General features: G+C 54.2%; 29 protein-coding genes, 1 tRNA gene and 1 pseudogene. 11 read left to right on the top strand and 20 right to left on the bottom strand.

Annotated elements, in window-relative coordinates:
- Positions 1-3: 3 nt before the first annotated feature.
- The 12 genes from flgK to Q0796_RS15945 all read right to left on the bottom strand — a co-directional run bounded on the left by flgK (position 4) and on the right by Q0796_RS15945 (position 11,258).
- On the bottom strand, positions 4-1,905 hold the full coding sequence (flgK, locus tag Q0796_RS16000; protein ID WP_298444951.1) for a flagellar hook-associated protein FlgK: 1,902 nt from the start codon (positions 1,903-1,905) through the stop codon (positions 4-6).
- 11 nt (positions 1,906-1,916) lie between these two features.
- Entirely contained in the window at positions 1,917-2,975 is a 1,059-nt protein-coding gene (gene flgJ / locus Q0796_RS15995; RefSeq protein ID WP_298444949.1) for a flagellar assembly peptidoglycan hydrolase FlgJ, read from the bottom strand.
- Positions 2,975-4,066: a flagellar basal body P-ring protein FlgI gene (locus Q0796_RS15990; RefSeq protein ID WP_298444947.1), complete on the bottom strand. Its 1,092-nt coding sequence runs from the start codon at positions 4,064-4,066 to the stop codon at positions 2,975-2,977. Before Q0796_RS15990 ends, flgJ begins: the two co-directional genes overlap by 1 nt.
- A 13-nt stretch (positions 4,067-4,079) precedes the next feature.
- The gene (flgH, locus tag Q0796_RS15985) at positions 4,080-4,736 is read right to left on the bottom strand and encodes a flagellar basal body L-ring protein FlgH (RefSeq protein WP_298444995.1); all 657 of its coding nucleotides are present in this window, start codon (positions 4,734-4,736) and stop codon (positions 4,080-4,082) included.
- Between the two features lie 31 nt (positions 4,737-4,767).
- Positions 4,768-5,556 carry a flagellar basal-body rod protein FlgG gene (gene flgG, locus Q0796_RS15980; RefSeq protein ID WP_298444945.1) on the bottom strand — a complete coding sequence of 263 codons (789 nt, stop codon included), beginning with the start codon at positions 5,554-5,556 and terminating at the stop codon, positions 4,768-4,770.
- Positions 5,557-5,569: 13 nt separating this feature from the next.
- The gene (locus Q0796_RS15975) at positions 5,570-6,310 is read right to left on the bottom strand and encodes a flagellar basal body rod protein FlgF (RefSeq protein WP_298444943.1); all 741 of its coding nucleotides are present in this window, start codon (positions 6,308-6,310) and stop codon (positions 5,570-5,572) included.
- Between the two features lie 172 nt (positions 6,311-6,482).
- Entirely contained in the window at positions 6,483-7,889 is a 1,407-nt protein-coding gene (flgE, locus tag Q0796_RS15970) for a flagellar hook protein FlgE (RefSeq protein ID WP_298444941.1), read from the bottom strand.
- Between the two features lie 12 nt (positions 7,890-7,901).
- Positions 7,902-8,588 carry a flagellar hook assembly protein FlgD gene (locus Q0796_RS15965; RefSeq protein WP_298444938.1) on the bottom strand — a complete coding sequence of 229 codons (687 nt, stop codon included), beginning with the start codon at positions 8,586-8,588 and terminating at the stop codon, positions 7,902-7,904.
- A 10-nt stretch (positions 8,589-8,598) separates the two neighbouring features.
- Entirely contained in the window at positions 8,599-9,015 is a 417-nt protein-coding gene (flgC, locus tag Q0796_RS15960) for a flagellar basal body rod protein FlgC (RefSeq protein WP_298444937.1), read from the bottom strand.
- 2 nt (positions 9,016-9,017) lie between these two features.
- Positions 9,018-9,413 (bottom strand): flagellar basal body rod protein FlgB, encoded by a 396-nt coding sequence (flgB, locus tag Q0796_RS15955; protein ID WP_298444935.1) that lies wholly within the window; start codon positions 9,411-9,413, stop codon positions 9,018-9,020.
- 78 nt (positions 9,414-9,491) lie between these two features.
- Positions 9,492-10,322, bottom strand: coding sequence for a protein-glutamate O-methyltransferase CheR (locus Q0796_RS15950; protein WP_298444934.1), 831 nt, complete (start codon positions 10,320-10,322; stop codon positions 9,492-9,494).
- A gap of 3 nt (positions 10,323-10,325) precedes the next feature.
- On the bottom strand, positions 10,326-11,258 hold the full coding sequence (locus Q0796_RS15945) for a chemotaxis protein CheV (RefSeq protein ID WP_298444932.1): 933 nt from the start codon (positions 11,256-11,258) through the stop codon (positions 10,326-10,328).
- A gap of 79 nt (positions 11,259-11,337) precedes the next feature.
- On the opposite strand from Q0796_RS15945, the gene flgA reads away from it, so the two are divergent.
- The 3 genes from flgA to Q0796_RS15930 all read left to right on the top strand — a co-directional run bounded on the left by flgA (position 11,338) and on the right by Q0796_RS15930 (position 12,918).
- The gene (flgA, locus tag Q0796_RS15940) at positions 11,338-12,099 is read left to right on the top strand and encodes a flagellar basal body P-ring formation chaperone FlgA (RefSeq protein WP_363322322.1); all 762 of its coding nucleotides are present in this window, start codon (positions 11,338-11,340) and stop codon (positions 12,097-12,099) included.
- An 86-nt stretch (positions 12,100-12,185) separates the two neighbouring features.
- Entirely contained in the window at positions 12,186-12,494 is a 309-nt protein-coding gene (gene flgM, locus Q0796_RS15935) for a flagellar biosynthesis anti-sigma factor FlgM (protein WP_298444930.1), read from the top strand.
- Positions 12,487-12,918, top strand: a complete 432-nt coding sequence (locus Q0796_RS15930; protein WP_298444928.1) for a flagellar protein FlgN — start codon at positions 12,487-12,489, stop codon at positions 12,916-12,918. The genes flgM and Q0796_RS15930 overlap by 8 nt, the downstream gene beginning before the upstream one ends.
- An 819-nt stretch (positions 12,919-13,737) precedes the next feature.
- Here Q0796_RS15930 and Q0796_RS15925 read toward each other — a convergent pair.
- Entirely contained in the window at positions 13,738-14,211 is a 474-nt protein-coding gene (locus Q0796_RS15925) for an LPP20 family lipoprotein (protein ID WP_298444926.1), read from the bottom strand.
- A complete protein-coding gene (locus tag Q0796_RS15920; protein WP_298444924.1) occupies positions 14,208-14,834 on the bottom strand; it encodes a FlgO family outer membrane protein in 627 nt (208 codons plus the stop codon). The genes Q0796_RS15925 and Q0796_RS15920 overlap by 4 nt, the downstream gene beginning before the upstream one ends.
- Positions 14,835-14,979: 145 nt before the next feature.
- On the opposite strand from Q0796_RS15920, the gene Q0796_RS15915 reads away from it, so the two are divergent.
- Complete coding sequence (locus Q0796_RS15915) at positions 14,980-16,098, top strand: flagellar assembly protein T N-terminal domain-containing protein (RefSeq protein WP_298444922.1); 1,119 nt, start codon at positions 14,980-14,982, stop codon at positions 16,096-16,098.
- A 115-nt stretch (positions 16,099-16,213) separates the two neighbouring features.
- A tRNA-Arg gene (locus Q0796_RS15910) sits at positions 16,214-16,289 on the top strand.
- A gap of 132 nt (positions 16,290-16,421) precedes the next feature.
- On the opposite strand, the gene Q0796_RS15905 is transcribed toward Q0796_RS15910, so the two are convergent.
- Positions 16,422-16,580 (bottom strand): hypothetical protein, encoded by a 159-nt coding sequence (locus Q0796_RS15905; RefSeq protein WP_298444920.1) that lies wholly within the window; start codon positions 16,578-16,580, stop codon positions 16,422-16,424.
- A 390-nt stretch (positions 16,581-16,970) separates the two neighbouring features.
- On the opposite strand from Q0796_RS15905, the pseudogene Q0796_RS15900 reads away from it, so the two are divergent.
- Positions 16,971-17,159 (top strand): annotated as a pseudogene (locus tag Q0796_RS15900) (ISAs1 family transposase); the annotation flags it as partial.
- A gap of 44 nt (positions 17,160-17,203) precedes the next feature.
- On the opposite strand, the gene Q0796_RS15895 reads toward Q0796_RS15900, so the two are convergent.
- The 3 genes from Q0796_RS15895 to Q0796_RS15885 form a co-directional block, all read right to left on the bottom strand.
- Complete coding sequence (locus Q0796_RS15895) at positions 17,204-17,791, bottom strand: CPBP family intramembrane glutamic endopeptidase (protein WP_298444918.1); 588 nt, start codon at positions 17,789-17,791, stop codon at positions 17,204-17,206.
- Between the two features lie 64 nt (positions 17,792-17,855).
- Positions 17,856-17,978 carry a hypothetical protein gene (locus Q0796_RS15890; protein ID WP_298444916.1) on the bottom strand — a complete coding sequence of 41 codons (123 nt, stop codon included), beginning with the start codon at positions 17,976-17,978 and terminating at the stop codon, positions 17,856-17,858.
- A 588-nt stretch (positions 17,979-18,566) separates the two neighbouring features.
- On the bottom strand, positions 18,567-18,860 hold the full coding sequence (locus Q0796_RS15885; protein ID WP_298444915.1) for a DUF2845 domain-containing protein: 294 nt from the start codon (positions 18,858-18,860) through the stop codon (positions 18,567-18,569).
- Between the two features lie 271 nt (positions 18,861-19,131).
- Here Q0796_RS15885 and Q0796_RS15880 point away from each other — a divergent pair, with 271 nt between their 5' ends.
- From Q0796_RS15880 to Q0796_RS15865, 4 genes are all read left to right on the top strand, one after another.
- On the top strand, positions 19,132-19,512 hold the full coding sequence (locus Q0796_RS15880) for a PH domain-containing protein (RefSeq protein WP_298444913.1): 381 nt from the start codon (positions 19,132-19,134) through the stop codon (positions 19,510-19,512).
- A gap of 105 nt (positions 19,513-19,617) precedes the next feature.
- Positions 19,618-19,962, top strand: coding sequence for a RidA family protein (locus Q0796_RS15875; protein WP_298444912.1), 345 nt, complete (start codon positions 19,618-19,620; stop codon positions 19,960-19,962).
- A 2-nt stretch (positions 19,963-19,964) separates the two neighbouring features.
- Complete coding sequence (locus Q0796_RS15870; RefSeq protein ID WP_298444909.1) at positions 19,965-20,390, top strand: DUF3069 domain-containing protein; 426 nt, start codon at positions 19,965-19,967, stop codon at positions 20,388-20,390.
- A 118-nt stretch (positions 20,391-20,508) separates the two neighbouring features.
- Entirely contained in the window at positions 20,509-21,054 is a 546-nt protein-coding gene (locus Q0796_RS15865) for a DUF1415 domain-containing protein (RefSeq protein ID WP_298444907.1), read from the top strand.
- 200 nt (positions 21,055-21,254) lie between these two features.
- Here Q0796_RS15865 and Q0796_RS15860 read toward each other — a convergent pair whose 3' ends face one another.
- On the bottom strand, positions 21,255-21,968 hold the full coding sequence (locus tag Q0796_RS15860; RefSeq protein ID WP_298444906.1) for a DNA-3-methyladenine glycosylase I: 714 nt from the start codon (positions 21,966-21,968) through the stop codon (positions 21,255-21,257).
- Positions 21,969-21,995: 27 nt separating this feature from the next.
- The gene (locus tag Q0796_RS15855) at positions 21,996-22,643 is read right to left on the bottom strand and encodes a TetR/AcrR family transcriptional regulator (protein ID WP_298444905.1); all 648 of its coding nucleotides are present in this window, start codon (positions 22,641-22,643) and stop codon (positions 21,996-21,998) included.
- A 99-nt stretch (positions 22,644-22,742) separates the two neighbouring features.
- Between Q0796_RS15855 and Q0796_RS15850 the strand changes: the two genes are divergently transcribed.
- Positions 22,743-23,606, top strand: coding sequence for a LysR family transcriptional regulator (locus Q0796_RS15850; protein WP_298444902.1), 864 nt, complete (start codon positions 22,743-22,745; stop codon positions 23,604-23,606).
- The last annotated feature ends 289 nt before the right edge of the window (positions 23,607-23,895 follow it).

The raw sequence follows: 23,895 nt of genomic DNA, 5'->3' as shown, positions 1-23,895 counted from the left end.
CCCTTAACGAACCGAATTAAACAGGGTGTCGAAGGTTTCTTTGGCCACCGTCATCACCCGAGCCGACGCTTGGTATGCCTGCTGAAAACGCATCAGATCCGACGCCTCTTCATCCAAGTTCACCCCAGATTCTTGCTCTACCCGCAGCTCGGCTTGTTGCTTCATGATCAACGCCGATTCCGTGGCCACGGCGGCGGCATTGGCGCGACCGCCATTGGTGGTCATCATCCCTTCGTATACGTCGTGCAAGGTGCGGCTGCCCCCTTCCATCAACTTGCTGCCCGCCAAGCCCGCCATGGCCACGGCGTTGTTGTTGTCGGCGGGGCCAAAGGCGAGATCCAAGCTAAAGCGATCGCCGCTGCCACTGCTGGGATCTATCCCCAAGGTGATGCCGTTAACGGTGAGTTTGTCGTTCACGATGGCGCCGGAGGCGGTGCTGCCATCGGCATTGAATAGGGTGAAACTGTTGGCCAGCATGTTGACCTCAACGGTCACGCTGTCGCCGTTGGCCGGAAAGCCGGTGGCGTTGCGATCCACCGCCAACAAGGTAGCACTGCCGTTACCGGCGGTGGTTTCCAAGCCGTAGCCGGCTGCCGCCAGCTCTTCCGGTTCTTGCAGCAGCATCGACAAATTGGTGGCGGCACCCCGGTTGGGTTGCAGTTCCCACTTGTCTCCCGCTTGGGCGATGCCGCCGCCGTCGATCCGCAGGCTGAAGCCTTCTGGGGTCATGATGCGGCCGGGATCGTGGGGATCCACCGTTAAGCTTTGGGCGCGGCCTTTGCTGTCGTTGAGGCTGTAGTTGGCGCCGTCAAATTTAAGGGTGTAGGTGTCGCTGGTTAGCTTATTAACGTCGTCTATCGCCACCGCCAGTTGCTTATCGCCGGTGTTGCTGCCGTAAATCGCCACGCGCCCCGCCATCTGGCTTTTATCGTTGATGTCGGTGAACATGTTCTGCCCCACCTTGCCATCCAGATCAAAGCCCGCCGCTTGCTGCTGGTTAAAGGCATCTGCGGTGCCCAGCGCCATGGTGTCCAATTGACGCCGCGCACTGGCTAAATCGTTGTCGCGGTAATCAAACAGCGCTTGCAACTGCCCGCCCACATCGTTGTTGGGCATGATCGAGGTTTGGTTGCCGATGGTGGCGGTCATGCGGGTTTCGTAATGCACCGGATCGCCATCGGCAACGCCAATGTTCATCGGCTGCGAACCGGCCACCAGCATCATCGAGCCGCCAGCCATCACGCTTTTCACGCCCATCTCTTGGGGGATCACGTTCACCTGCACAAAGTCCGACAGCTCGGTGATCAGCCGATCTTGCTGATCCAGCAAGTTCATGTCTTTGCCGCCAATCTTGGCCAACTGGGTGTTGATGTCTGCCAGTTCAACGGTGATGGCGTTAACCCGTTCCACGGTGCCGCCAATCTGTTCGTTCAGCTGGGTCACTTGGCTGTCCAGCTCGCGGCTCAGCGAGTTAAACGACGCCGCCATCTGCTCCGCCGAGGTCAGGGTGTTTTCCCGCACCGCGATGTCCATTGGCGTATCAACCACGTTGTTGATGTTGCTGAACAGATCGTTCAACGACTTTGGCACCGCAACCCCAGCTTGCGACAGGATCTGATCCAACTCAGACAGTTTTTCATGGCTGGTGGCCGATTGGCTGTAAGTGGAGGTGGAGAGGGTCATCTCGCGCTGGGCGTAGTTGTTGTAAACCCGGCCGATGTCCGACACATAGGTGCCGGCGCCCACGAAGTAGTTGCCGTTGCGATCGGAATCGAGGGTACGCTGCTCCACCGTTTGGCGGTTGTAGCCTTCGGTACCGGCATTAGCAATGTTGTTCGACGCCACATTCAGGCGTTGCTGTGCTGCTAATACGCCACTGCGGGCGATACTCATTAAATCGGCCATTATCTACGTCCTTATGGGTTCAAGCGTTGCTGCAGCAAACGCTGGAACACATCTAATACTTTGCTGGCGTACTGCGGATCCGTGGCATAGCCGCCGCGTTGCAGGCCCGTGGCAAAACCACTGGCGTCGCTGGCATTCAGTGCCTCGCGGTAGCGGGGCTGCTGTAAAAATTCAACGTAATCGTCGAAGCTGGCTTTCAGATCGTCATACACCCGAAACGACGACCGTTTCATGGTGGGCATATTGTCTTCAAATTCCAGCGCGCTCACACTGGTTTTTTCGCCACCCCAACGGTTATCGGCCTTAATATTGAAAAGGTTATGAGAACTTTGCCCCTGATTGCCCGGCAGGATCTTCCGGCCCCAACCGGTTTCCAATGCCGCTTGGGCGATCAGCAGGTGCGGATCTTGATTCAGCTTGTTCGCGGCGTCGGTGGCGGCGGGCAATAACGCCTGCACAAACTCGTCCGGTTGGGTAAACACCAACGGCTTGGTTTCTATCGCCACCTCGGCGCTCAGTGGCATCGGCGCGACTAGGGTTTCCTGCTGGCGCGGGCTTGGTTGCGTACGAGCGCTGGGCTGTTCGTCACTGGCGCGCGCTGCCAATAGCGCGCGGTTATCGGCAGCGGCGCTGGCCATCGGCGTTGGGGTGATGGTGTGGTTCTCGGCGGCATTGGCCGCCATCGGGGCAACGCCTTCGCCGCTGGCCAGCGGCACAAACTGACGATCGCCCGATAACAGCGATGCTGGGGTTAGCCCGTCGCCGCCACCCAGCTGCGCCACAATCAGATCCGCCAACCCTAATGACCCTTGGCTCGACAGTTCGTTGCTCATCTGGCTGTCGTGCATCTGTTGGTAAAACTGGGTGTTTTGCGAATTAAACGGGCTGTCTTGATCTTTAAAGCCTTCGTTGGCGTCGCGCATGCTTTGCAGCATCATCCCCATGAAGATCCCCTCAAACTGCTGCGCCACTTGCTTCAAGCTGGCGTTGGGATCGGTTTGCGCTTGCTGGCGCAGGTTATCCAAACTGGCCAGATCGAAGTAGTGGCTGCTTTGCTTGAGTTGGTCCATCAGATGATCACCAGTTCGCCGCGCAGGGCGCCAGCTTGCGACAGCGCCTCTAAAATCGCCATCAGATCCGACGGCGCCGCGCCCACTTCGTTCACCGCCCGCACCAGTTCATCCAAACTGGTGCCCGCGTCCAGTTTAAACATGCGCGAGTTGTCCTCTTGCACGCCCAGATCGCTGTTGGCGGTTGTGACGGTACGGCCACCACCAAAGGGGTTCGGCTGCGACACCCCTTGGCTTTCGGCAATGGTGACCGTTAAGCCGCCGTGGGTAATGGCGGTTGGCATGAGCCGCACATCGCGGCCAACCACAATGGTGCCGGTACGGCTGTTTACAATCACCTTGGCGGATTCATCGGCGGGCTCGACCCGCAGGTTTTCCAAGGTGGCTAAGTAGGCCACCCGCTGGGATGGATCCCGCGGTGCCGACACTTGAATCGAGGTGGCATCCAAGGCGCGGGCAACGCCGGGGCCAAGCAGGCCATTCACTTTATCGACCACGCGCTTGGCGGTGGAAAAATCGGGACGGTGCAGGTTAAAGGTCAGAAAATCGCCGTTGGCAAACGGGCTGGGCACGCTGCGTTCCACCATCGCGCCAGCGGGAATGCGCCCCACGGTTGGGGTGTTCTGGATCACCTTAGAGCCATCGGCGCCTTCGGCCGAGAAGCCCGACACGATCAATGACCCCTGAGCAATCGCATACACCTGACCGTCCGCGCCCTTTAAGAAGGTTTGCAGCAAGGTGCCACCACGCAGGCTTTTGGCGCTGCCCACCGACGACACGGTGATGTCGATCTGCTGGCCGGGCTTAATGAACGGGGGCAGCTCGGCGTGTACCGCCACGGCCGCCACGTTCTTTAATTTCGGGCGCACGTTGCTGGGCATGTTGATGCCAAAGTTAGACAACATGGTGGTGAAACTTTGCTGGGTGTAGCGGCTTTGCTCGCCCGTGCCCGGCAACCCCACCACCAAGCCGTAGCCCACCAGTTGGTTACTGCGTACCCCTTGCAGATCCGACAGATCTTTCAAGCGCATGGCGTTGGCGTTACTGAGGGTAAGCAGCAACAGCGAGACAGAGATCAGAAGACGGCGCATAAGGATGATCCCGTTAGAATGGCCACAATGGGCCAGAGAAGAACTGGCTTAACCAGCCGGACTTTTGGCTGGTGGCAAAGGTGCCGGTGCCACTGTATTTGATCCGCGCGTTCGCCACGCGGTGGCTGTTGACGGTGTTATCGGGGCTGATGTCCCGTGGCCGAATAATGCCGGTAATGCGGATAAATTCGTCGCCGTCGTTGATGGTTAGCCATTTCTCGCCACGGATCACCAAGTTGCCGTTGGACAGCACCTGCAATACGTTCACCGAAATCGAGCCCGATAAGCTGTTGGACTGATCCGCATCGGACGCCCGCGACATATCAAACTCTTCGTTGTACTTCAGATCGATGGTTTTGCCGTTAACGGTAACGGGGGCGCCACCGGCTGAGATCGGATCCAGCTGCATGCTGCTGTCTTTGGTGATCTCTTTACTGGCGGACTTTTTCGCTTTGGTTTTCTCTTCCAGCATCACCGTGATCACATCGCCCACGCGGTGGGCTTTGATGTCGGAATACAGTTCGCTTTGAAAGCTGCTGTTGTAGATGGAACCGGTGGTCACCACTTGCGAGGTCGGCATCTCTGGGTACACCGGCGCAAAGAACGGATCATCCGGCTGCGGTGAATTGGGGTGAGCACAGCCCGCCAGCTGCCAAACCACCAAGAACATCAAACCAAGGCGAATCATCATCGCTCCCCTATTACAGCTGCTGGTTCAAGTTGGCGAGCATCTGATCCACGGTGGAGATCACCTTGGAGTTCATCTCGTAGATGCGCTGGCTTTCAATCATGTTCACCAGCTCTTCGGTCACGTTCACGTTGGACGTTTCCAGTGCGCCCTGTCGCAAGGAACCCAAGCCATCCAAGCCCGGTACGCCGGTAATTGGGGCACCCGATGCGCCGGTTTCGAGGTAGAGGTTTTGCCCAATCGGCTCAAGCCCGGTTGGGTTGATGAAGTTGCTGATCTCAATCTGCCCCACCACCTGATTGGCGGCCTGACCGTTCAAGCGCACCGACACTTCGCCTTCGGCTGACACGGTGATCGACTGGGCGTCTTCAGGAATGGCGATGCCCGGATCAAGCAGGTAGCCCGCGCCTGGGGTAACCAACTGGCCTTCGTCATCCAGCGCAAACTGGCCATTACGGCTGTAGCCGATGTTGCCATCGGGCAACTGAATCTGGAAAAAGCCCGGGCCATCCACCATCAGATCCAAGCTGTTGTCGGTGGTTTGCATGTTGCCTTGGGTGAACAAACGCTGGGTGGCGGCCACCTTGGTGCCCGAGCCCAACGTTAAGCCCGCTGGCAGCTCGCTGTTTTGCGAGCTGATGCCACCGGCTTGGTTGATGGTTTGGTACAACAAATCTTCAAACACGGCGCGGCTTTTCTTGTAGCCGACGGTGCTGGCGTTGGCCAAGTTGTTGGAGATGTTGGCAATGTCCGTTTGCTGGGCGTCTAGGCCGGTTTTGCTGATCCACAGTGCTGGTTGCATCTAATTATTCCCCTTAAACCCGCATCATCTGCGCGCCGGCGCGGTCGTTTTCTTCCGCGGTGCTCATCAATTTCACTTGCATGTCGAACTGGCGCTGCGCCGCCAACATGCCCACCATCTCTTCAATTGGATTGACGTTACTGCCTTCCAGCGCGCCCGTTTGCAGCTGCACCGTTACGTCGCTGACGTAATCTGGGTTCTGCAATTGGCGGTACAGCCCATCTTCCGATTTGGTGAGGGTGTTCAGTGCTGGGTTGGTTAATCGTAACTGGCCGATCTCTTCCATCGCATTGGCTGGGGCGCCTTGGGGGCGCACCGTGATCATGCCGTTGCCGGAGATCTCCACTTTTTCGATTGGCAGCGGCGCAAAAATCGGCCCCGCTTCGCCTAACACTGGCCGACCTTGGCTGTTCAACAACATGCCGGTTTCATCAAAGCGCAGGCTGCCAGAGCGGGTTAACGCTTCGCCGCCTTTGGCGTCTTGCACCACCAACCACCCTTCGTTTTTTATCGCCACATCTAAGGCGCGGCCGGTGGTTTGGATGCTACCGGAATCGAAGTTGGTGGCTGGGCGTTCGGTCATGGCGAACACGCGCGTAGGTAACCCCTCACCAAAGGCCTGCATGCTGCGTGCCTGCGCCATATCGGCTTTAAACCCATCGGTTTTGGCGTTGGCCAAGTTGTTGGCACGAACGGCTAGGTCGTTCATGTTTTGCTTAGCGCCGCTGGCTGCAAGATAGAGGAAGTTATCCACCGTCAGTTTCCGTCAAAAGAGTATCTGCGTGGATTAAAGCAAAAGATGTGCCAAGTGCCAATCGCCTGTCTAGTGGCGACTTAGGAGAGAAAATGAACGATTTGGATGCGGCGGGGAGGAAATGGGTTGCCGCCCCAGCGTTGGGGGCGGCAACCAGTCAAGAATGCGACACTTAGCGGATCTGCAGGATGTTCTGCGACAGCTGGTTCGACACATCCAAGGCGCGGGAGTTAGCTTGGAAGTTACGCTGGGCTGAGATCAAGTCCACCAGCTCCGAGGTAAGATCAACGTTGGATTGCTCCAGTGCGGCACTGCGAATGGTACCAAACGAGCCCACATCCGGTTCCCCCACCAGCGGATCCCCCGAGGATTGGCTGGCTTTCCACGAGGTGTTGCCCACCTGCGTTAACCCCTGCTCGTTAGAAAAGCGCGCCAGCGCCACCTTGCCCAGTGCTTGTTGGGTGCCGTTGGAGTAAGTGGCGTTGATCAGGCCATCGGCAGACACTTCCACGTTGGTCAAACGGCCAACGGTAGAACCATCTTGCGCCAACGAGGTTACTTCAAACGGCGCCGCGTACTGGGTTGGGTTAACAAAGTTCAAGCGCAGACGCTGGGTGCCATCGGCGCCCGGTGCCACAATGCCCGCGCCATCGCCCGGTGCCAGCGAGGTTGGATCGTCCAGCCCCAAGGATTGGGTTTCAATCAAGCCCGGATCCGAGCCAGAAAAGCTGCCCAAATCGTCAAAGCTGAGCACGAAACCGGTTTGGCCATTGGCGCCAACGGCGTTTTGGGTGACATCCGCCACTCCATCACCGGTGGTGTCTTGCCCCCACTGGCCAGAATCCGGCACACCCAACGCGGTATCCCACACGTTCACCGGCTGGTTATCCACGGTGGTAAAGCCAACCCATTGGTTGTTGTTGTTCAGCGAGCCACCGGTCGGCTTAACAAAGTAAGTGGTTTGGATGTGCGCTTCACCTAAGGAATCAAACACCGTCACCGAGGTTGAGGTACTGTAGGTGGACGGATCGGTTGGATCGAAGTTGGCCGGATCCAGCGCCGGTTCATTGGCGGGCAGGTTCATCGACAGATCGATCGAGGTTGAGGCTTTAGGTTGGCCTGCCACCTGCGGGATCTGCACCGGGGTGCTGGTTGACAGCGCCACCGATTGCACCGTGCCATCGGGGTTTACCGGCAACGCCATCAGGTAGTTACCTTGGGAGTCCACCATGAAGTTGCTGTCGTTAAGCTTAAACGCGCCAGCACGGGTGTAGGAGAAATCCTGACCACCAAACTCTTGGTTGGTTACAAAGAAGCCGCTGCCATTAACCGCCAGATCCAAGGCGTTGTTGGTGAAGTTCATCGAACCTTGGTGGAATTGCTGGGCGATAGACGCCGTAGCAACACCGCTACCAACACTGGTGGCTGCGTTAGAAAACAGTGAGTTACTGTACACATCCGCAAATTCAGCGCGGGACTCCTTAAAGCCAACGGTGTTGACGTTGGCGATGTTGTTGGAGGTGGTGTCCAGATCTTTCTGGGCGGCGTTCAGGCCGCTTAGGGAGACATTAAAAGACATACGTTGCTTCCTTTATCCTTCAGCGACGGCCAGGATCTCACCTAATGAGATGCCGCCCAGACCTTTCAGGTTCAATACGGTTTGGTTATCAGCGCCACCTAAGGTAACGCTAGAGACATGGGCGTAGGCGTAGCTTGGCAGCGCTTCTGCGGTGCCATTCACCAGCCCTGTGGCCGTAAAGCTGTAACTGCCCGCTGGCATGGCCGCGCCAGTGGCTGCTTTGCCGTCCCACTTAAAATCAACATTGCCGGTGGCGCCATCGGTCAGCGGCAGGGTTTTCACTACCTGACCGGTGCTGTCCATGATCTGCACGCGGGTGTTTTGCGAGCCCGGCGGCACATTAACCACCCCAGACAAGCCTTCAGCGCCGTCGTTCAAGAACGCCGTATCCGATGGGATCAATACCTTTTGCCCCACTAAGCCTGACGCCTCCAACGCTTGGTTGCTGGTCATCACGCTGTTGAGGGTATCGATGCCGCCATTGAGCGAGCTGATCCCATCCACGGTGGCAAACGACGACATCTGCGAGATCATCTGATCGTTGTCCACCGGCTTAAACGGATCTTGCATCGCCAGCTGTTGCGACAGCAGCGAGAAGAAATCTTCTTGGGTTAACGATTCATTGCCGCCACCCTCTTTCACTGACTCTTGTTGCCACTTAAGGCTGTCGAGCGGATTTTGATTGGTGATTCCGGTCATCTAATGCCCCTTACCCTTCGCCCATGCGTAGGGTGGCTTTGGCCAAATCTTTGGCGGCGGTGGCCACCTGCACGTTCGCTTGGTAACTGCGCGAGGCGGAGATCATGTTGGCCATCTCCTCAACCACGTTAACGTTAGGCTTGTAGATGTAACCGTTGCCGTCGGCCAATGGGTGATTGGGGTTGAACTCTTGCACCAGCGGCTTATCGCTTTCCACGATGCCGGCAATTTTTACCGGGCTGCCCGCTTGGTGGGCGCTGGCGCGTTCCATGGCCGCTTCAAACACCGGCTGCCGTGCCTTATAGGTGGTGTCGGCACTGGAGGTAACCGCATCGGCGTTGGCAATGTTAGAGGCGGTGGTGTTGAGCCGCACCGATTGGGCGCTCATGCCACTGCCTGCCACATCAAAGATATTGAATAGACTCATGATTAATCTCCGCGAATCGCTTTTTTCAGGCCACCGAACTTACTGCTCAGAAACTCTAAGCTGGCCTGATATTCCAGCGAGTTCTGCATAAACTGATTTCGTTCTTGCTGCAGATCCACGGTGTTGCCATCGCCACTGTCTGGCTGTAACGGCACCCGATACAGCGCGTCTTCCGCGAGGCTAGATTGGGCGGCAAAGTGGTTCTCGTGACTGCGCGAGAGACTCATCGACTGGCTGCTTTTGGCGTTTTTAAGTGCCGTTTCAAAGTCGATGTCGCGGGCCTTATAGCCGGGGGTATCGGCGTTGGCGATGTTGCCAGACAACACTTCCGCCCGTTCGGCGCGAACGCCTAACGAGTGCTGGTGAATGCCTAAGGCTTTGTCAAAAGAGATGGCCATGAATTGCCTCCTATGGATCGATACCTCATAAAAAGCAAAAGGCGTGCCAATTGGCACGCCTTTTAAGAGAAGTAGCTGTTATCGCTTGCGATATACGATTCCATTGGGGAATCGCTTCATCTCGAACTCGTCCGACAGCTGCGCCATCGATTCGGAAGCCCCTAACATCAGGTAACCGCCGGGGTTCAAGGCGGCAGCGAATTGCCGCAGGATCTTACGCTTGCTTTCGGCTGAGAAGTAGATCAGCACATTGCGGCAGAAGATCACATCAAACTTGCCCATCAACAGGTAGCTGTCGAGCAGATTAAGACGGCGAAATGACACCAACGAGCGCGTGGCTTGGTTGACCTTGTGCTTACCATCGGCCTGCGGTTCAAAAAACTGACGGGTGCGTTCAGCACTTAAGCCGCGCGCCATCGCCAATGAATCGTAACAGGCGTTTTGCGCCGAACTCAGCATGTTGCTGTCGATGTCGGTTGCCACAATGTCCAACGAATGGCTGAGCTTACCCGGATTACGCTGACGGAACTCTTGCACCGCCATCGACAACGAATAAGGCTCTTGCCCTGAGGAACAAGCGGCCGACCAAACGCGGGTACGTTTGTTCAGTTGCGCCAGTTCGGGTAGCAGCTGTTCTTTAAACAGTTCAAACGGGTACACATCGCGAAACCAGAAGGTTTCGTTGGTGGTCATCGCTTCGATCACCTCATTACGCAGCGTGTGCTGGCTTGGGCTCATCGACAACTTCACAAGATCAGTAATGTTGTTCTGCTGGTGCTTGCTGATCAGCGGCGTTAAGCGGCTACGCACCAGATACTGTTTATTGTCACCTAAGACAATGCCGCTTTGTTTCTGCAAAAACTCAGCAAAGGCCCGGTATTCATTAGGACCCAGCGTTTTATTCGGCAAACCTTACCCCTCGGAAGTTTCGGCTAAATAACGGTTAACTGTCGCAGCCAATTCATCCGGGTTGAACTTAGCAATAAATTCGTCAGCGCCGACTTTGTTCACCATCGCTTGGTTGAACACGCCGGACAAAGAAGTATGCAGAACGATTTTCAGGTCCTGCAGTTTGGCGTTGGTGCGGATCTCCGCCGCCAAGGTGTAGCCGTCCATCTCTGGCATTTCGATGTCCGAGATGATCAGGCTCATTTTTTCAGTAATGCTGTGGCAGTCCGACGCCATCTGCTCTAACTGCTTCAGTGCGTCCAAGCCATCTTTGGCTAACACAATGTCCAGCCCCAGCGGCTCTAACGCCCGTTGGATCTGCTTGCGAGCGACACTGGAGTCGTCGGCAACCATCACCATGCGCTTGCTTGGTGCGGTTGGCTTTAAGGTGGCGGCCACTTCATCAGAGATGTCCATTTTGGTCGGAACGATCTCGTGCAAGATCTTCTCAACGTCCAAAATTTCAATCAGCTTTTCGTCCAGCTCGGTAACCGCAGTCAGGTAGTTGCTGCGACCGCTGCCGGATGGTGGCGGCAGGACGTTTTCCCAATTAAGGTTGACGATGCGATCAACCCCACCCACCAAGAACCCTTGCACGGTGCGGTTGTACTCGGTGATGATGATGAAGCTGTTTTCGGTGTTCTCAACCGGACGGCCACCAATGGCCGCAGACAGGTCGATCACCGAAATGGTTTGGCCACGAATGTGGGCAACCCCGCGGATCACCCCTTTTTGGTGGGGCAGCGCGGTTAACTTAGGGCATTGCAGCACTTCGCGGACTTTAAATACGTTGATGCCATAGGTTTGGCGTCCATTGAGGCGGAACATCAACAGTTCCAAACGGTTCTGGCCAACCAATTGCGTACGTTGGTTTACCGTATCTAAGATACTTGCCATGGTGAAAGTGCCCCTGTGCGAATGCAATTCGAAAACAGTGTGATTCAGTACTGAGAGTCAGTACCAAAATATCGTTATAATGCTGCGGCGTTGTAACAGTTTCCCCTATTGGGTACAAGTTGAGGCAGTAAAAATCTCGTCTATGAAACGTTTTACCGGTGTTGCCCTCGGGTTGTTTCTGCTCAGCTTAGCTGCGCCTATTATAGCGGCAGATCCTGTCACTTCTTTAGTTGAAATTCAGTCTGTAGCGGAAGATTACGTGTCCGCCTTCACAGAATTCCCCAAAGATGCTGAAGTTGTGATCAAAGCCAAGCCATTGGATAAGCGCTTGCGTTTTCCCCAATGCCAATTACCGCTGTCGGCCAGTGCCCCAACCAACCGTGGCGCAGCGCGGATCATCACCGTTAAAGTCAGTTGTTCGGATGCCGACGGCTGGTCGCTGTATGTGCCCGTGCAAGCGAAAATATACTATCAAGTGGTGGTAACTTCGGTCGCAATGGAAGCGGATACTCAGTTGGATTACAGCAACTTACGCATGGCATCGGTGGAAGCAAAAAACTTACGCGGCAATCACTTCAACAGCCTTAACCAGCTTGTGGGAGCCAAACTGGTGCGCCGCGCTAACGCGGGCCAAGCGCTGAAACGCAGCGCCGTGTGCCAAATCTGCCGTGGCGACAGCGTGACCATTTTTGCCCGCACCGACAGCTTTGAACTGAAAACCTCTGGCGAGGCGATCAGCAGCGGCAACGTTGGCGACACAATCCGAGTGAAAAACAATCGCAGCGCGCGTATCATCAACGCCAAGATCATCGCCGTTGGCGAAGTTGAAGTGCAGCTATAATTAATCGCAAATAAACCCTAAAGCTTCGCCAACCGATGCCGATAGGGTATGTATCAATCGCTAATTTATGACGACGGAGCCACAACATGGATCTGATCAAAATGTTTGGCGGCAACCCGCGTCCGGTAAACCAAACCACTACCGGCAACGCGCCGAAGCCGCAAGCAGGTGCCCAAGCCGCACCAGCCAAAACCGCGGACGAAGTGGTATTAACAGAGCAAGCCCAGCAGCTGAAAAAAGCGGAAGGTGCCTTGGACTCAGCCACTGGCATCGACATGGATAAAGTTGCCGCAGTCAAAGCCGCCATCGCCGAAGGGCGTTACCATGTTGACCCAGAGAAACTGGCCGACAACATCGCTCGCTTTGAAACCGAGCTGGATGGCTTAAATGGCTAGTCCAGATCTGGATAACCTACTGACACAACAGCTGTCCCGTTTGGGTCAGCTGTTTGCGCTTTTAGAGCAAGAAACCGACGCGCTGGTAAAACGCGAAGTCGAGCAGATTGAACAACTGTTGAAGCGCAAAGTGGCGTTACTCGATGAGATTAAAATGGCCGACGTTGGCATCAGCCGCCATCCGGCCCTGCCCGCGCTGAATGACACCCCAGAATTGGTGGTGTTAATGGATCAGTGCCAAGGGATGCTGCAGCAATGCCAGCAGCGTAACCAGCACAACCATGAACAAGCGGAATTGGTGGCAGGCAGTCTCACCCGCCTGCAGCAAGTGTTGCAACGCACCAGCCACAACAGCGCCATGACCTACACCGGCGAAGGCAACACCCACGTTGGCCAACGCCTCGGTAAAGCGATCAAAGCCTAAGCCGCAGCGCCTCCCCGCAACGGTAACCCTTGCCGTTGTCACGTTACGCCAAACAGCGGCTAACGTGACCTACGATCTCGGCATCCATTCTGACCCCCGTAGGTGCGACCCGTAGGTGCGTTCAACCGCAGGCGTAATCGAACCACCACACCCACGGCAGTAACCCTTGCCACCGTCACGTTACGCCAAACAGCGGCTAACCTGACCTACGATCTCCGTATTCATTCTGCCCCCGTAGGTGCGACCCGTAGGTGCGGCCTGTAGGTGCGATCAACCGCAGGCGTAATCGAACCACCACGCCCACGGCGGTAACCCTTGCCGCCGTCACGTTACGCCAAACAGCGGCTAACGTGACCTACAATCTCCGTATTCATTCTGCCCTCGTAGGTGCGACCTGTAGGTGCGATCAACCGCAGGCGTAATCGAACCACCACACCCGTAACGGTAACCCTTGCCGCCGTCACGTTACGCCAAACAGCGGCTAACGTGACCTAGGATCTCGGTATCCATTCTGCCCCCGTAGGTGCGACCCGTTGGTGCGATCAACCGCAGGCGTAATCGAACCACCACACCCACGGCGGTAATCCTTGCCGTTGTCACGTTACGCCAAACAGCGACTAACGTGACCTACAATCTCCGTATACATTCTGCCCCCCGTAGGTGCGATTAGCCGCAGGCGTAATCGAACATCCCCCCGTAGGTGCGATCAACCGCAGGCGTAATCGAACAACCAAACACCATCCACGCCCAAAAGCAGCAGATACAACAACGCCGCCCTGGCCGGCGGCGTTGTGTTCGGCTCATACCTCAGCCACGCTTTCAGTAATAAGTTACTTCTTTAATTCGCTGCTGCGGCTGCTGCTGGTACAGCTGCCACACACGGCGGTAATCCAGTTCCACTTCAGCCACATAGGTATCGTCTACCGGATAGGCGCGGATCACCTTGGCGCCTCGGATCACCCCATCAACCTGCACTTTAAAGTGATCGTTTTTCAGCACCAGTTCGCTGACTTCGCTGTTGCCGTTAATGCGTTGGCCATACACCTGCTCGGCCAATTCACGGTAGGCGTCTAATTTGGCGGCCCGCATCGCGCGGCGCATCTTCTCTTGTTCGGTGCTGCCTTGTTGCAGCGACAACGGCGCCATGCCCGTGGCGGTTAAGATGGGGAAACTGGCCGGCGTAAGGGTTTCGTACTCAACGTGCGTTGTTAGGCCGCTGCAACCGCTAAGACCAAGGGCAATCGTAACCGCCAACAGCCAAGCCGTTAATGGCGCGATGGTGATTGTTTTCATTGGTTCCACTCCACCACTTGGCCCTTGCCGCTTTCGGCGTGTCGAAACAGTTTGCCCCGTTCCAAGCTGACTTGGCGGCTGGGCTTAAAATGGTTTGGCAACTGCTGCCACGCCACCGATGTTTGGCTGGTGCTGACCACCCGGTTATTGCTGAGGGTTAACATGCGGGTGTAAATCTGTACGCCATCGGTGGTGTGGCCAATGGTCGCCACCAACACCTGATCCGCCTGAATGCTGTTTGACAGCTGCTGCACATCTCGGCTTAACAACAAGTTACCCTGGCGGCTTACCCGCACCACATCCGATCCGTTCAGATCCACCAGGTTGAAACCGCGCTGATGCAAAGAGCTCATTAGCGCATCCCCCAACTGCAACCCAAATTCGCTGCTGTTGCTGAAATCGGTCAGTGGCACCGGCGTTGTTACCGCCAGCACTTGGCGGCCAATCGGCATGTTGTGGTGGATCACCAGATCATCGGCTATCTGATTGGCAAGGTGATTCAATGGCCCCTGTGGCGGCAAACTCTTGCCACGCTCAGCGTCATCAAAGTAATACACATTCACCTTATCTTGCTGTGCACAACCAGCAAGCATTGCCAGCAACACCCATATCGCCCAACGCATCCGCATTCCTCTTACGCCAACTTAAGCAACCACTCGATATCAGGCTATCGGCGGCAATGTTTTTATCTTTAGCTGCGCTTACCGCACCTTTAGGCATGTGTCTTGCTTAAACTATGCCAATTGTTATTTCGGAACCTAAGTTGCCATGATCCTGCGCGCCGCTCTTGCTGCCCTTACGCTGTTACTGTCTTGCGTCTCTGTTGCCATGCCGATGGAAGTGATCGGCACCGCCGAGATCTTTAACGACGACATTGCCGATGCCCGTCAGCGCGCCATCGACAACGCCCTATCGCAAGCGATCATGAGCCAAGGCGGCACCGTGAGCGTTAACCAAAGCAGCAACAACGGCGTGCTTGCGGATGAGCAGGTAAACTGGAACAGCCAAAGCCGAGTTCGCAGCATGGAGCTGCTGTCTGAAGATCGCCAAGGGCGGCAGATCTCGGTGGCACTGCGAGTGGATGTAGAACCGCTGGGGGCGCAGCGGTGCGATGTGGTGGGCGGCAAAGCGAAGATTGTGATCCCACGACCGCAGGTGCGCTACCGCCAACAGTTAGTGATTGGCGGCATCTATCAGATCGACAGCGCCATTGCCCGCGTGCTCACCAACACCCTCAATGGCGAAGCCAACGCCGCCTTCGCCGCCGATTTAAGCCACCTCAATGTCCACTTTGCTCAAGCCGGTAAACAATGGGTAACGGAACTGAGCCGCAAGCAACAAAGCCAATACGTTTTAGCCATCACCATCGACGACGTAGCCGCTAAGCTGAAATCGAAAATGCTGGGCTATTGGGATCGCGGCGGCGAGCGCACCGTGGCACTTAACGCCACCTTATACGATGGTTTTAGCGGCCAAGTCGTTTGGAGCCAACGCTATCGCGGCAAAGGCAACTGGCCCTACAAACGCCAAGAGATCGCCGACACCGCCACCGAGCGATTCTGGAACAGCGGCTTTGGCGAAGAGGTTCGCCGCGTGGTAACCCAAATCAGCCACGACATCGACGCCGCCCTAACCTGCAAGCCGCTGCGTGGGCGGATCACCAGCATTCGCGGCGAACAAGTTAAGTTAGACATCGGCAGCAACAACGGCCTGCGCGCCGGTGACATGCTGGTGTTTATGCCGCAGCAACAGCAATGGGGGCAATCCAGCGAAATAATGTTGCAGCTAGAACAGGTGCGACCGCAGCAGGCGCTGGCGCGGATCTTAGATTTTGGCGACAGCATGGGTGTGCAAGTAGGCGACTGGGTGGAACGCAAAGGCAACTAAGCTCGTTTTTGCTTTAGTTTACGCCTGCAGCCAAGTGGCTGATTAATTTAGCGGCAATCACATCACTGCCCTTTTGCAATCAGCCACAACCCCGCTAGAATGGCTCTGCTTCCGCCTCCCTATAGCTCAACAGGATAGAGCAGCCGCCTCCTAAGCGGCCGATTGGGGTTCGAGTCCCTATGGGGAGGCCAGATCTTCACTTTTAAAATTAAAAATCAATCTCTTACAAAATCACCAAGATTTTGTGCCAACTATGTGCCGACCTCCGCACAAACCATCACTTTCTCTAATCTAAAGCTAACCTTCAGCCCAAAGCGCCATTTTTATACATTAGCCTTTGCATTGGTCAGGCTAAAAATGGTCAGATAAACGGCAATTTGTTCGCCGCAGATCTGCTGACAACGGCCAGTAGTGCCAATACCTAAAGGTAATTCGTGGCGAGTGTCATACAGCTGACAATTCAGCTTCAGGTGATTCACCATCTTTCGGCACTCGCTTACCTATATCACCGCTTTACCAGACGGTTTTCGATACCAATACAGGTGAGCTTAAAGCCTGCCGCTACGATGGCAGCTTTCGCTATGCGTTGAAGGGTTTGAAATGCGAAGGGCTGCTGTTAATTACCCGCCTCCACCAATGGCGACAGGCTAGTGCTTCTGAGCTTGGCTTCGCTTAACTTGGAACTCTGTGAATAACTGTACTACGAGAATTTTTCGAGTAAAACAGAGATGAATTAACGACAGCTAAGTGCCCAAAGGAGACGTTTCTTGACTGGTGATGAATGGCTGCTTTGGAGCTTAGCGACTGTACTGTATGTATAGGAGTATCAGAACTGTTAGCGCGGATCAGCCACCGAAAACCACTAGCAACGAGTACTCGATGTTACATTTAGGCAAGATGTGTTTCGCATTGGCGACCGTGAAAATGCAAAGAAGATGGCTTTGTTTCGCCGCATTGTGCTCAACCTTCTGCAGCAACACCCGTTGAAAGCGAGCAAGCCTACTAAGATGCGAAAAACTTCGTGGAATGATGAATTCAGAAGCGAGATTTTCTTTGGTTAATGGGATTTAACAAAGCTCAATTCCGCCCTGGACCAATGGATGGCTCATGCGTGTTGCTGCACTCTAAATTTTTGGACATAAGCCACCCTTAAAGACAATAAAACAAATAGCACAACAGATATAATTAAGGTTGAAAACTCTCCCTCAATACCGTAAGCGGATTGATGCACCTTGTCGGTTTTCAGAATAGGCTCGACACCAACCTTGCCTAATAAATCAAAACCGCTCACTTTCTGTCCAAACAAAACGGCTATCTGAAAGTTCCAAAAGAAATGTGCGATAACTGAAAATGAAAAGCCGATATTGAACCTTATCCAAAATAAAATTAATGAAGCAACGAAAGTCACAATAAATGAGGTAATGGAAGATCCGTCGTTAAACAAATGGCAAGTTGCAAACAGTATTGATGACAACAAAACCAATTTCAAACTCTCACCAAAAATTTTTGGTAGTAAAAATCTAAAAACTACCTCTTCAAATAAAGCCAGAACAAGTAAGAACAACCCCACAGCGACATGTATGCCATTCACTTGAAACGATTCTATGTGATCAGCGGACATATAGTAAAAGGACGGAAGCAAAAAGAATGATAAAAAAATGATTGAGCTAAACTTCATATTTTCAATGTTCATAAATATCAAAAACCATTCAAGAATATAGGGCGCAGAATTTTTAGCTACTGCGCCCCAATTTTATTTAGGGCTTAGCTCCTGTAACTGGCCATTCCATACCGCCGGTATCTTCGGGAATAAATAGGAACATCAGCAATAAGAAGCCACCACTTACCTGTTCGATTTCATTCAAGCTTAATTCTTTCATATGACATTTTTGATTCGCCAAGATATTTATCGAGGCACTCTCTTAGAACGCAATCAAAACAATCGCGCCCTTCTTAGTATAGCCATCAACTAAATGCGTGACACCTCTACTAAAAAGCTGAATTTAATTTTCAGTTACCTTCCGTTTTTTCATTTCTATAAATGTGCCTGAGGTCTGTTTCAATTCCATAGTTAACACTCTGTCCACCAGTTTTGTCGTTTCAATCCGATGAGTGATAATTAAACGAGTCATTGACAATTTACCAATTAACAGAATATGGGTTAGTTTCTTGCGCTCTGTTATCTGCCTTTAAGGCCTCCGCCAACTCACGTCGTCCAAAAGCGTGCCACGCGCCAATGAGAATTTTGGTGTGCCACAGGTGACGGTGAGCCAACTTTTTGCCACTCGCACCAACGCTCAACTCATAGTAAAGTATCGCGACGAAGGGGGCATGCACTGTCCTTATCACCAGATAAAAAAGCGGAAGTGAGTACCGCCGCTGTTTTACTGACTGTCAGGCAACACCGCAAGTCTTATTAGCCCAAGAGAATCGGATTGCTTTAGAGCTACCCCCCTTCCTGAGGCACCTTAACGATCGCGAATGATCTCCACCACTTTACCCTTTTTGATTTGAATCACTGTGGCGGGTGAAGACTTGCTAAATTGGTAGTGGTAGTTGGTGGCAACGACTCCGCCTTCAGCACTTTCCAGTGCTTCGGATAACACAGGTTGGCCGCAAGTCTTCAGCATCTTGCTGGTGCTATCGCCTAGTTTCAAAAGATCGGTTCCACAGCGCAAGCTTGGCACCGAAAACTCTTCTGCGTTAGCTGTCGTAGCGCTTAGTGCGACCACAGAGGCCGCCATCAAAATCCATTTTTTCATCATATCTTCCTTGTAATGATGGCCTGAGCCGTTACTCAAGCTCATTGATAAACTAACTGACCATCAAAGACAGAGAAACACCAATAGGACATAAAACCTAAGTTATTAATAAAGTTAACTGCCATCCTCTAATCATACTAGCCTCCAAATTTTGGATGCTACATGCCATGTATTCCGTCGATTCGCATCAGCGTTAACCCAAGAAAAGTCGCTGTTCATCAGCCTAAAAATTGCGCTAGGTTAGTGACACACAATACGCAGGAGAGGCCATATGGGACTGTTAGATGGATTGATGGGCAACGCCAGTGAACTGGACGTGAATGACGTACAAGAAGAGTTAGCGCCAATATTGGCCGACAGCGAACAGGTTGATATGGCCTACAAGCTGGTGCGGGACATGTTTGTATTTACCAACAAACGGCTGATCCTAATTGATAAGCAAGGGCTGACCGGCAGCAAGGTGAGCTACCACTCGATGCCGTATAAGGCGATCACCCAGTTTTCGGTGGAAAGCGCGGGCCACTTTGATATGGATTCAGAACTGCGGATCTGGATCTCTGGCCAAAGCGAACCGTTTAAGCAGGAATTAAAGAAAGGCAGCGATGTGGTTGCCATCCAAAAAGCGTTGGCAACGCGCGTGCTGTTTGGTTAACTCAATTAATCTTGATTGCATTTAAATCACATCAGTTGGATCGGCGGCACGCTATAATGTCGCCGTTTTTTATGGGTAGCCCCCACGCATTAAATGAGAACCAAGATGATTGAACGCAGAGAAACCAAACAACGCATGAGCCGCGCCGTGATCCACAACGGTACCGTGTACCTGTGTGGCCAAGTGGCCAAAGACGCCAGCCAAGACATCACCGGCCAAACCACCACCATGCTGGAAAAAGTAGACGAACTGCTGTTAAGCGTTGGCTCTAGCCGCGAGAAAATTTTAAGCGCCACCATCTACGTAAAAACCATGGACGATTTTGCTGGCATGAACGCCGTATGGGACGCTTGGGTACCAGCAGGCCACGCCCCTGCCCGCGCTTGCGTTGAAGCCAAGATGGCGCGCGATGTGCTGTTGGTTGAGATCTCGGTAGTGGCGGCGGTTTAATCATGACCCAAAGCAACGATGCCCCTATCGACATCAATGATCTTACCCCTGCGCTGCAGCAGCTGATCGCCTTTGAAGAGCTCGGCCAGCCAACCATTGAAGCGTTAATGGCGATGTACCAAAGCAGCGCCGACGAGATCAGCCATGCGTGGCAAGAACTGCCCGCCAGCGCGCAAAAGATCCTCGCCGATTTCGAGCAGTTTCACGCCTTGGCGGCATTTTGTCAGTGCATGGTGGGCATCACCTGCGTGGCTGAATTCAACAAAGCCAAACTGCCCGACGACATGACCGACGAGCAAGTGCAGCAATACAAAACCGAGCTGATGAGCGATCTGACCGCGAACGCCATTAAAGATCTGTGCAAACAGATGAAACAAGCTCGCCGTAACCCATCACTGGCGCGCGAACTGCAAGAAGCCTTCGCCTAACGCCTTGGATGACGGCAATGGGCACAGGGATGCGCCCGTTTTCGCCGCCGGATTATCCGTTGCCAGCAATTCCCGTTATGCTGTGCGCCAACACTGGATAAGCCGTACAGGGAAAAAGATGAGCCGCGACTACTCGCCAACCGCACAAACCAAGCAATGGCTGGATGAAATTGTTATCCAACTCAACTTTTGCCCATTTGCCAAAAAAGAGTTTGTGAACAACACCATCGCCTACGTGGAATGCGACGCCAGCAAACTCGAGCCCGCCCTAGCGGCCTTGGCGCACGAACTGCAACAGCTTGAGCAGCAGCCTCAAACTGAAACCACCTTGCTGATTTTCACCCATGGGTTTGCCCAATTTGAGCGCTTTTTAGAGCTGGTCGATTACGCCAACGAGTTACTGCTCGACATTGGCTACGATGGCACCTTTCAGCTGGCAAACTTCCATCCCGATTATTTCTTCGAAGATGAACCGATGGATTCACCGGGGCATTACACCAACCGTTCGCCCTACCCCACCCTGCACCTGATCCGCGAACAAAGCATGGAAAAGGTGTTGCGGGTTTACCCCAACCCCGAGCAGATCCCAGAGAACAATATCCGCGTGACTGAGCAAAAAGGGGTGGATTACTTCGAGCAGGTGTTGCGCCGCATCCGCCAGTAAGCCCGCGGTCGAGTCGGCGCCATTGGCGGCGACCGCCTAAAGCGGCATCCCATGCCGTGCCTCGTAGGTCGTCATTGATGGCAACCTGCTCTCGAACAAAAACCAAGCCCATCGGCCTCAGCTAAGGCTAACCGGCTGTCGGGTTTAACCCTAATCGACGAGGCGAGTTTTCGAGGTTTATCTGACGTCAGATGATCGGGCTAAACCCGATTATCCCCCACCGAGCACGACACCACCTTCGAGATCTGCGCCAACGGCAGGCCGCTTTCGTCTTGCCATTGGTTGAAAATATCCTGCGCCTGCTGCATCCCCTTTTTCGAGGTAGGCGCGGCGTCTAAGAGATCGTGGGCTTTCAGGTAACCAACAATGTCGTTGGTTAACAGGAAGGTGTCTTTGCCGATGCTGCGTAAAAAGTAGGGGCCGGTGTTGCCGCCCAAGCGATTGCCCTGCTTCTTTAACTCTTGCCACAGGCCAATGATGTTGCGGCTGTCATACTGCGCCAGCCACTGCACAAAGCTGCCGTGATCGTAGCCAATGTTCAAAATCATCTGGGCGTTATCAAAAATCGATTGGATCTTCTTGCCGTGGCGGATCAAGGCGGTATCGCTGCCCCGTTGCTCTATCTGCTCCGGCGACATCATCAACAGCTTAGTGGGTTCGAAACCCCAAAACGCCTGTTCAAACGCGGGCCACTTGTTATCCACTACCCGCCACACAAAGCCGGATTTAAAGATCTGGCTGCTCATGGCCGACAGCATCTGCGCGTCGGTCATCTCGGCTAGGTTAGGGTTGGCTTGCGGTAACAACGCTTGTAGGGCGGCATCGCCCCCTTTACGCTCGGCGGCGCGCTGCCAAATGGCGGCAAAAGATTCCATTTCAACTTGGTCTTGGCTAAAGAATAGAGGGCTAATCATGCCCAAACTCAGCCGAAGAAGAAACGGTTAAGCGGGGATCGCCTGCGGAAGATCTTGCTGCAGCCACTGGCTGATCTGGGCTTGGCTTGGCAGCCGCAGCTCGGAATGCCCCAACAGTTGCAGCAGGGCGTAACAAAACTGCTGGTAAGTGGCCAACACCGAGGTTGCCGGTGGCGTGTCAGACACGTTAATTAAGGTGCCGCGAATAAAGTTATTGGCTAAGGCGTAGCGATCGTACCCCGCCACTTCGCCCTGCAGCTTAATCTGTTCGATGTTCCACTGGTTATAGCGCTCGCTGATCTCGATAAACTGCTGTTGCAGCTCTGGCCGAGCTTGCGCTAACAGATCGGGATTGGGCATCACTCGGCAGATCACAAACCGTTGCAGTTCCAACACTTGATGTAAGCGCATGCAGTGGTGCGCCAAAAAGCGTTCGATGGGATCGGCATAGCGCTGCTCTAGCGTGCAGGCGTGCTGCCAAAATTCCTGCAGATCCGCGCTGGCGACCGACACAATCAGATCCGCTTCGCTGGTGAAGTGATTGTAAATCGTGCCTTTTGAGATCAAGCTGCTGGCCACTAGGTGGGAACGACACAGATCAAACGACTTACGGCCACGCAAACTGCGCTGGGCCACTTCCACCAAAAAGTTGTGACGTTGCTGCTTTGTACTCATTTCCAATCCTCGATACTACTCACGTTTGCACGGTAGCAAGCTTGGGCAAAAGCGGAAAGTGAGTAAAACTTGCAGCATGATGACGAAAACCAATAGCCAATGCTGAAAATCGAATTACTGGAAAGCTTCATTGCGGTGGCAGAAACCGGCAACCTATCGAAAGCGGCGGATCGCGTATGCCGCACCCAGTCGGCGTTGAGCTTGCAGATCAAAAAGCTGGAGCAAAGCACCGGCCAAACCTTGCTGCATCGCGACAACCGCGGCGTAACCCTAACCGAGGCCGGCAACAAGCTGCTGAACTACGCCTATCAATTGGTGCGCTTAAACCTGCAAGCCCTTGATGACGTGAAATTCAGTAACGAACGCCAGCTGATCCGCTTAGGGGTGCCAACGGATTACGTGCGTTGGTATCTGCAATCGGGGCTGATCGAGTTCATTCGGGAATTCACCCACTACCAGCTCACCATTGATACCGACGTCTCGGGCAACTTGTTTAAGCGGCTCGAAGCCGGTGAGTTTGATGCCATCATTGCAACCCACTGGCAGCACCCAGAAAACGGCGATCTGTTGTTTGAACGGCAGTTCAAATGGGTGGGGGCGCTTAACGGTCAGGTGCTCACCAAAGACGTACTGCAGATGGCACTGTACCCAGAAAACTGCCCGATTCGGGCGCAGGTATTTGCCAATCATCAGCTGTCGATGCGGCCAATCCGAGTGATGCTGTCCACCCCTTCGCCGCAAGCGTTGTGCATGGCGGTAGAGGAAGATCTGGCCATCGCCCCAGTGGCGGAATTTCGCATCAGCGAGCGCATGCAGGTGCTCGATCCCGCCGAGCACGGCTTGCCGCCCCTGCCCGCCTTCAATGAATCGCTGTACACCAACCCCAGCGCCGATCCCCAAGCGATGACGCACCTGCGTTCGCTGTTGTCCGCCAACTTAAACGCCTTGGTGTTAGAGCAGTAACCGTAAGGTTTGGCGCATTAGTGGCTGCGATTCGCCGCAGGCGTAATCGAACAATTGCGGTAATGGCGGGGATCATCTCGGCTTGGCTGTCACGTTACGCCAAACCGCGGCTAACGGGACCTACTATTCTGAACACCGTATTTGTAGCTGCGATTAGCCGCAGCCGTAATCGAACAATCCTGCGGTAATGGCGGGGATCATCTCGGCTTGGCTGTCACGTTACGCCAAACAGCGGCTAACGGGACCTACTATTCTGAACACCGCCTTGGTAGGTGCGATTCGCCACAGG

The organism is uncultured Ferrimonas sp. (assembly GCF_947489035.1).
In the GTDB taxonomy this organism is placed as follows: Bacteria; Pseudomonadota; Gammaproteobacteria; order Enterobacterales; family Shewanellaceae; genus Ferrimonas.
The sequence above is the reverse complement of the archived record's forward strand: the minus strand, read 5'-3'. Positions and strand labels throughout refer to the sequence as shown.

Bases quoted from the DNA above. Each gene is read 5' to 3' on its own strand.
- flgK (WP_298444951.1), bottom strand. From the start codon at position 1,905: ATGGCCGATTTAATGAGTATCGCCCGCAGTGGCGTATTAGCAGCACAG.
- flgJ (WP_298444949.1), bottom strand. From the start codon at position 2,975: ATGGACCAACTCAAGCAAAGCAGCCACTACTTCGATCTGGCCAGTTTG.
- Q0796_RS15990 (WP_298444947.1), bottom strand. From the start codon at position 4,066: ATGCGCCGTCTTCTGATCTCTGTCTCGCTGTTGCTGCTTACCCTCAGT.
- flgH (WP_298444995.1), bottom strand. From the start codon at position 4,736: ATGTTCTTGGTGGTTTGGCAGCTGGCGGGCTGTGCTCACCCCAATTCA.
- flgG (WP_298444945.1), bottom strand. From the start codon at position 5,556: ATGCAACCAGCACTGTGGATCAGCAAAACCGGCCTAGACGCCCAGCAA.
- flgE (WP_298444941.1), bottom strand. From the start codon at position 7,889: ATGTCTTTTAATGTCTCCCTAAGCGGCCTGAACGCCGCCCAGAAAGAT.
- Q0796_RS15965 (WP_298444938.1), bottom strand. From the start codon at position 8,588: ATGACCGGAATCACCAATCAAAATCCGCTCGACAGCCTTAAGTGGCAA.
- flgC (WP_298444937.1), bottom strand. From the start codon at position 9,015: ATGAGTCTATTCAATATCTTTGATGTGGCAGGCAGTGGCATGAGCGCC.
- flgB (WP_298444935.1), bottom strand. From the start codon at position 9,413: ATGGCCATCTCTTTTGACAAAGCCTTAGGCATTCACCAGCACTCGTTA.
- Q0796_RS15945 (WP_298444932.1), bottom strand. From the start codon at position 11,258: ATGGCAAGTATCTTAGATACGGTAAACCAACGTACGCAATTGGTTGGC.
- flgA (WP_363322322.1), top strand. From the start codon at position 11,338: ATGCTGCGGCGTTGTAACAGTTTCCCCTATTGGGTACAAGTTGAGGCA.
- flgM (WP_298444930.1), top strand. From the start codon at position 12,186: ATGGATCTGATCAAAATGTTTGGCGGCAACCCGCGTCCGGTAAACCAA.
- Q0796_RS15930 (WP_298444928.1), top strand. From the start codon at position 12,487: ATGGCTAGTCCAGATCTGGATAACCTACTGACACAACAGCTGTCCCGT.
- Q0796_RS15925 (WP_298444926.1), bottom strand. From the start codon at position 14,211: ATGAAAACAATCACCATCGCGCCATTAACGGCTTGGCTGTTGGCGGTT.
- Q0796_RS15920 (WP_298444924.1), bottom strand. From the start codon at position 14,834: ATGCGTTGGGCGATATGGGTGTTGCTGGCAATGCTTGCTGGTTGTGCA.
- Q0796_RS15915 (WP_298444922.1), top strand. From the start codon at position 14,980: ATGATCCTGCGCGCCGCTCTTGCTGCCCTTACGCTGTTACTGTCTTGC.
- Q0796_RS15905 (WP_298444920.1), bottom strand. From the start codon at position 16,580: ATGGTGAATCACCTGAAGCTGAATTGTCAGCTGTATGACACTCGCCAC.
- Q0796_RS15895 (WP_298444918.1), bottom strand. From the start codon at position 17,791: ATGAACATTGAAAATATGAAGTTTAGCTCAATCATTTTTTTATCATTC.
- Q0796_RS15890 (WP_298444916.1), bottom strand. From the start codon at position 17,978: ATGAAAGAATTAAGCTTGAATGAAATCGAACAGGTAAGTGGTGGCTTC.
- Q0796_RS15885 (WP_298444915.1), bottom strand. From the start codon at position 18,860: ATGAAAAAATGGATTTTGATGGCGGCCTCTGTGGTCGCACTAAGCGCT.
- Q0796_RS15880 (WP_298444913.1), top strand. From the start codon at position 19,132: ATGGGACTGTTAGATGGATTGATGGGCAACGCCAGTGAACTGGACGTG.
- Q0796_RS15875 (WP_298444912.1), top strand. From the start codon at position 19,618: ATGATTGAACGCAGAGAAACCAAACAACGCATGAGCCGCGCCGTGATC.
- Q0796_RS15870 (WP_298444909.1), top strand. From the start codon at position 19,965: ATGACCCAAAGCAACGATGCCCCTATCGACATCAATGATCTTACCCCT.
- Q0796_RS15865 (WP_298444907.1), top strand. From the start codon at position 20,509: ATGAGCCGCGACTACTCGCCAACCGCACAAACCAAGCAATGGCTGGAT.
- Q0796_RS15860 (WP_298444906.1), bottom strand. From the start codon at position 21,968: ATGATTAGCCCTCTATTCTTTAGCCAAGACCAAGTTGAAATGGAATCT.
- Q0796_RS15855 (WP_298444905.1), bottom strand. From the start codon at position 22,643: ATGAGTACAAAGCAGCAACGTCACAACTTTTTGGTGGAAGTGGCCCAG.
- Q0796_RS15850 (WP_298444902.1), top strand. From the start codon at position 22,743: ATGCTGAAAATCGAATTACTGGAAAGCTTCATTGCGGTGGCAGAAACC.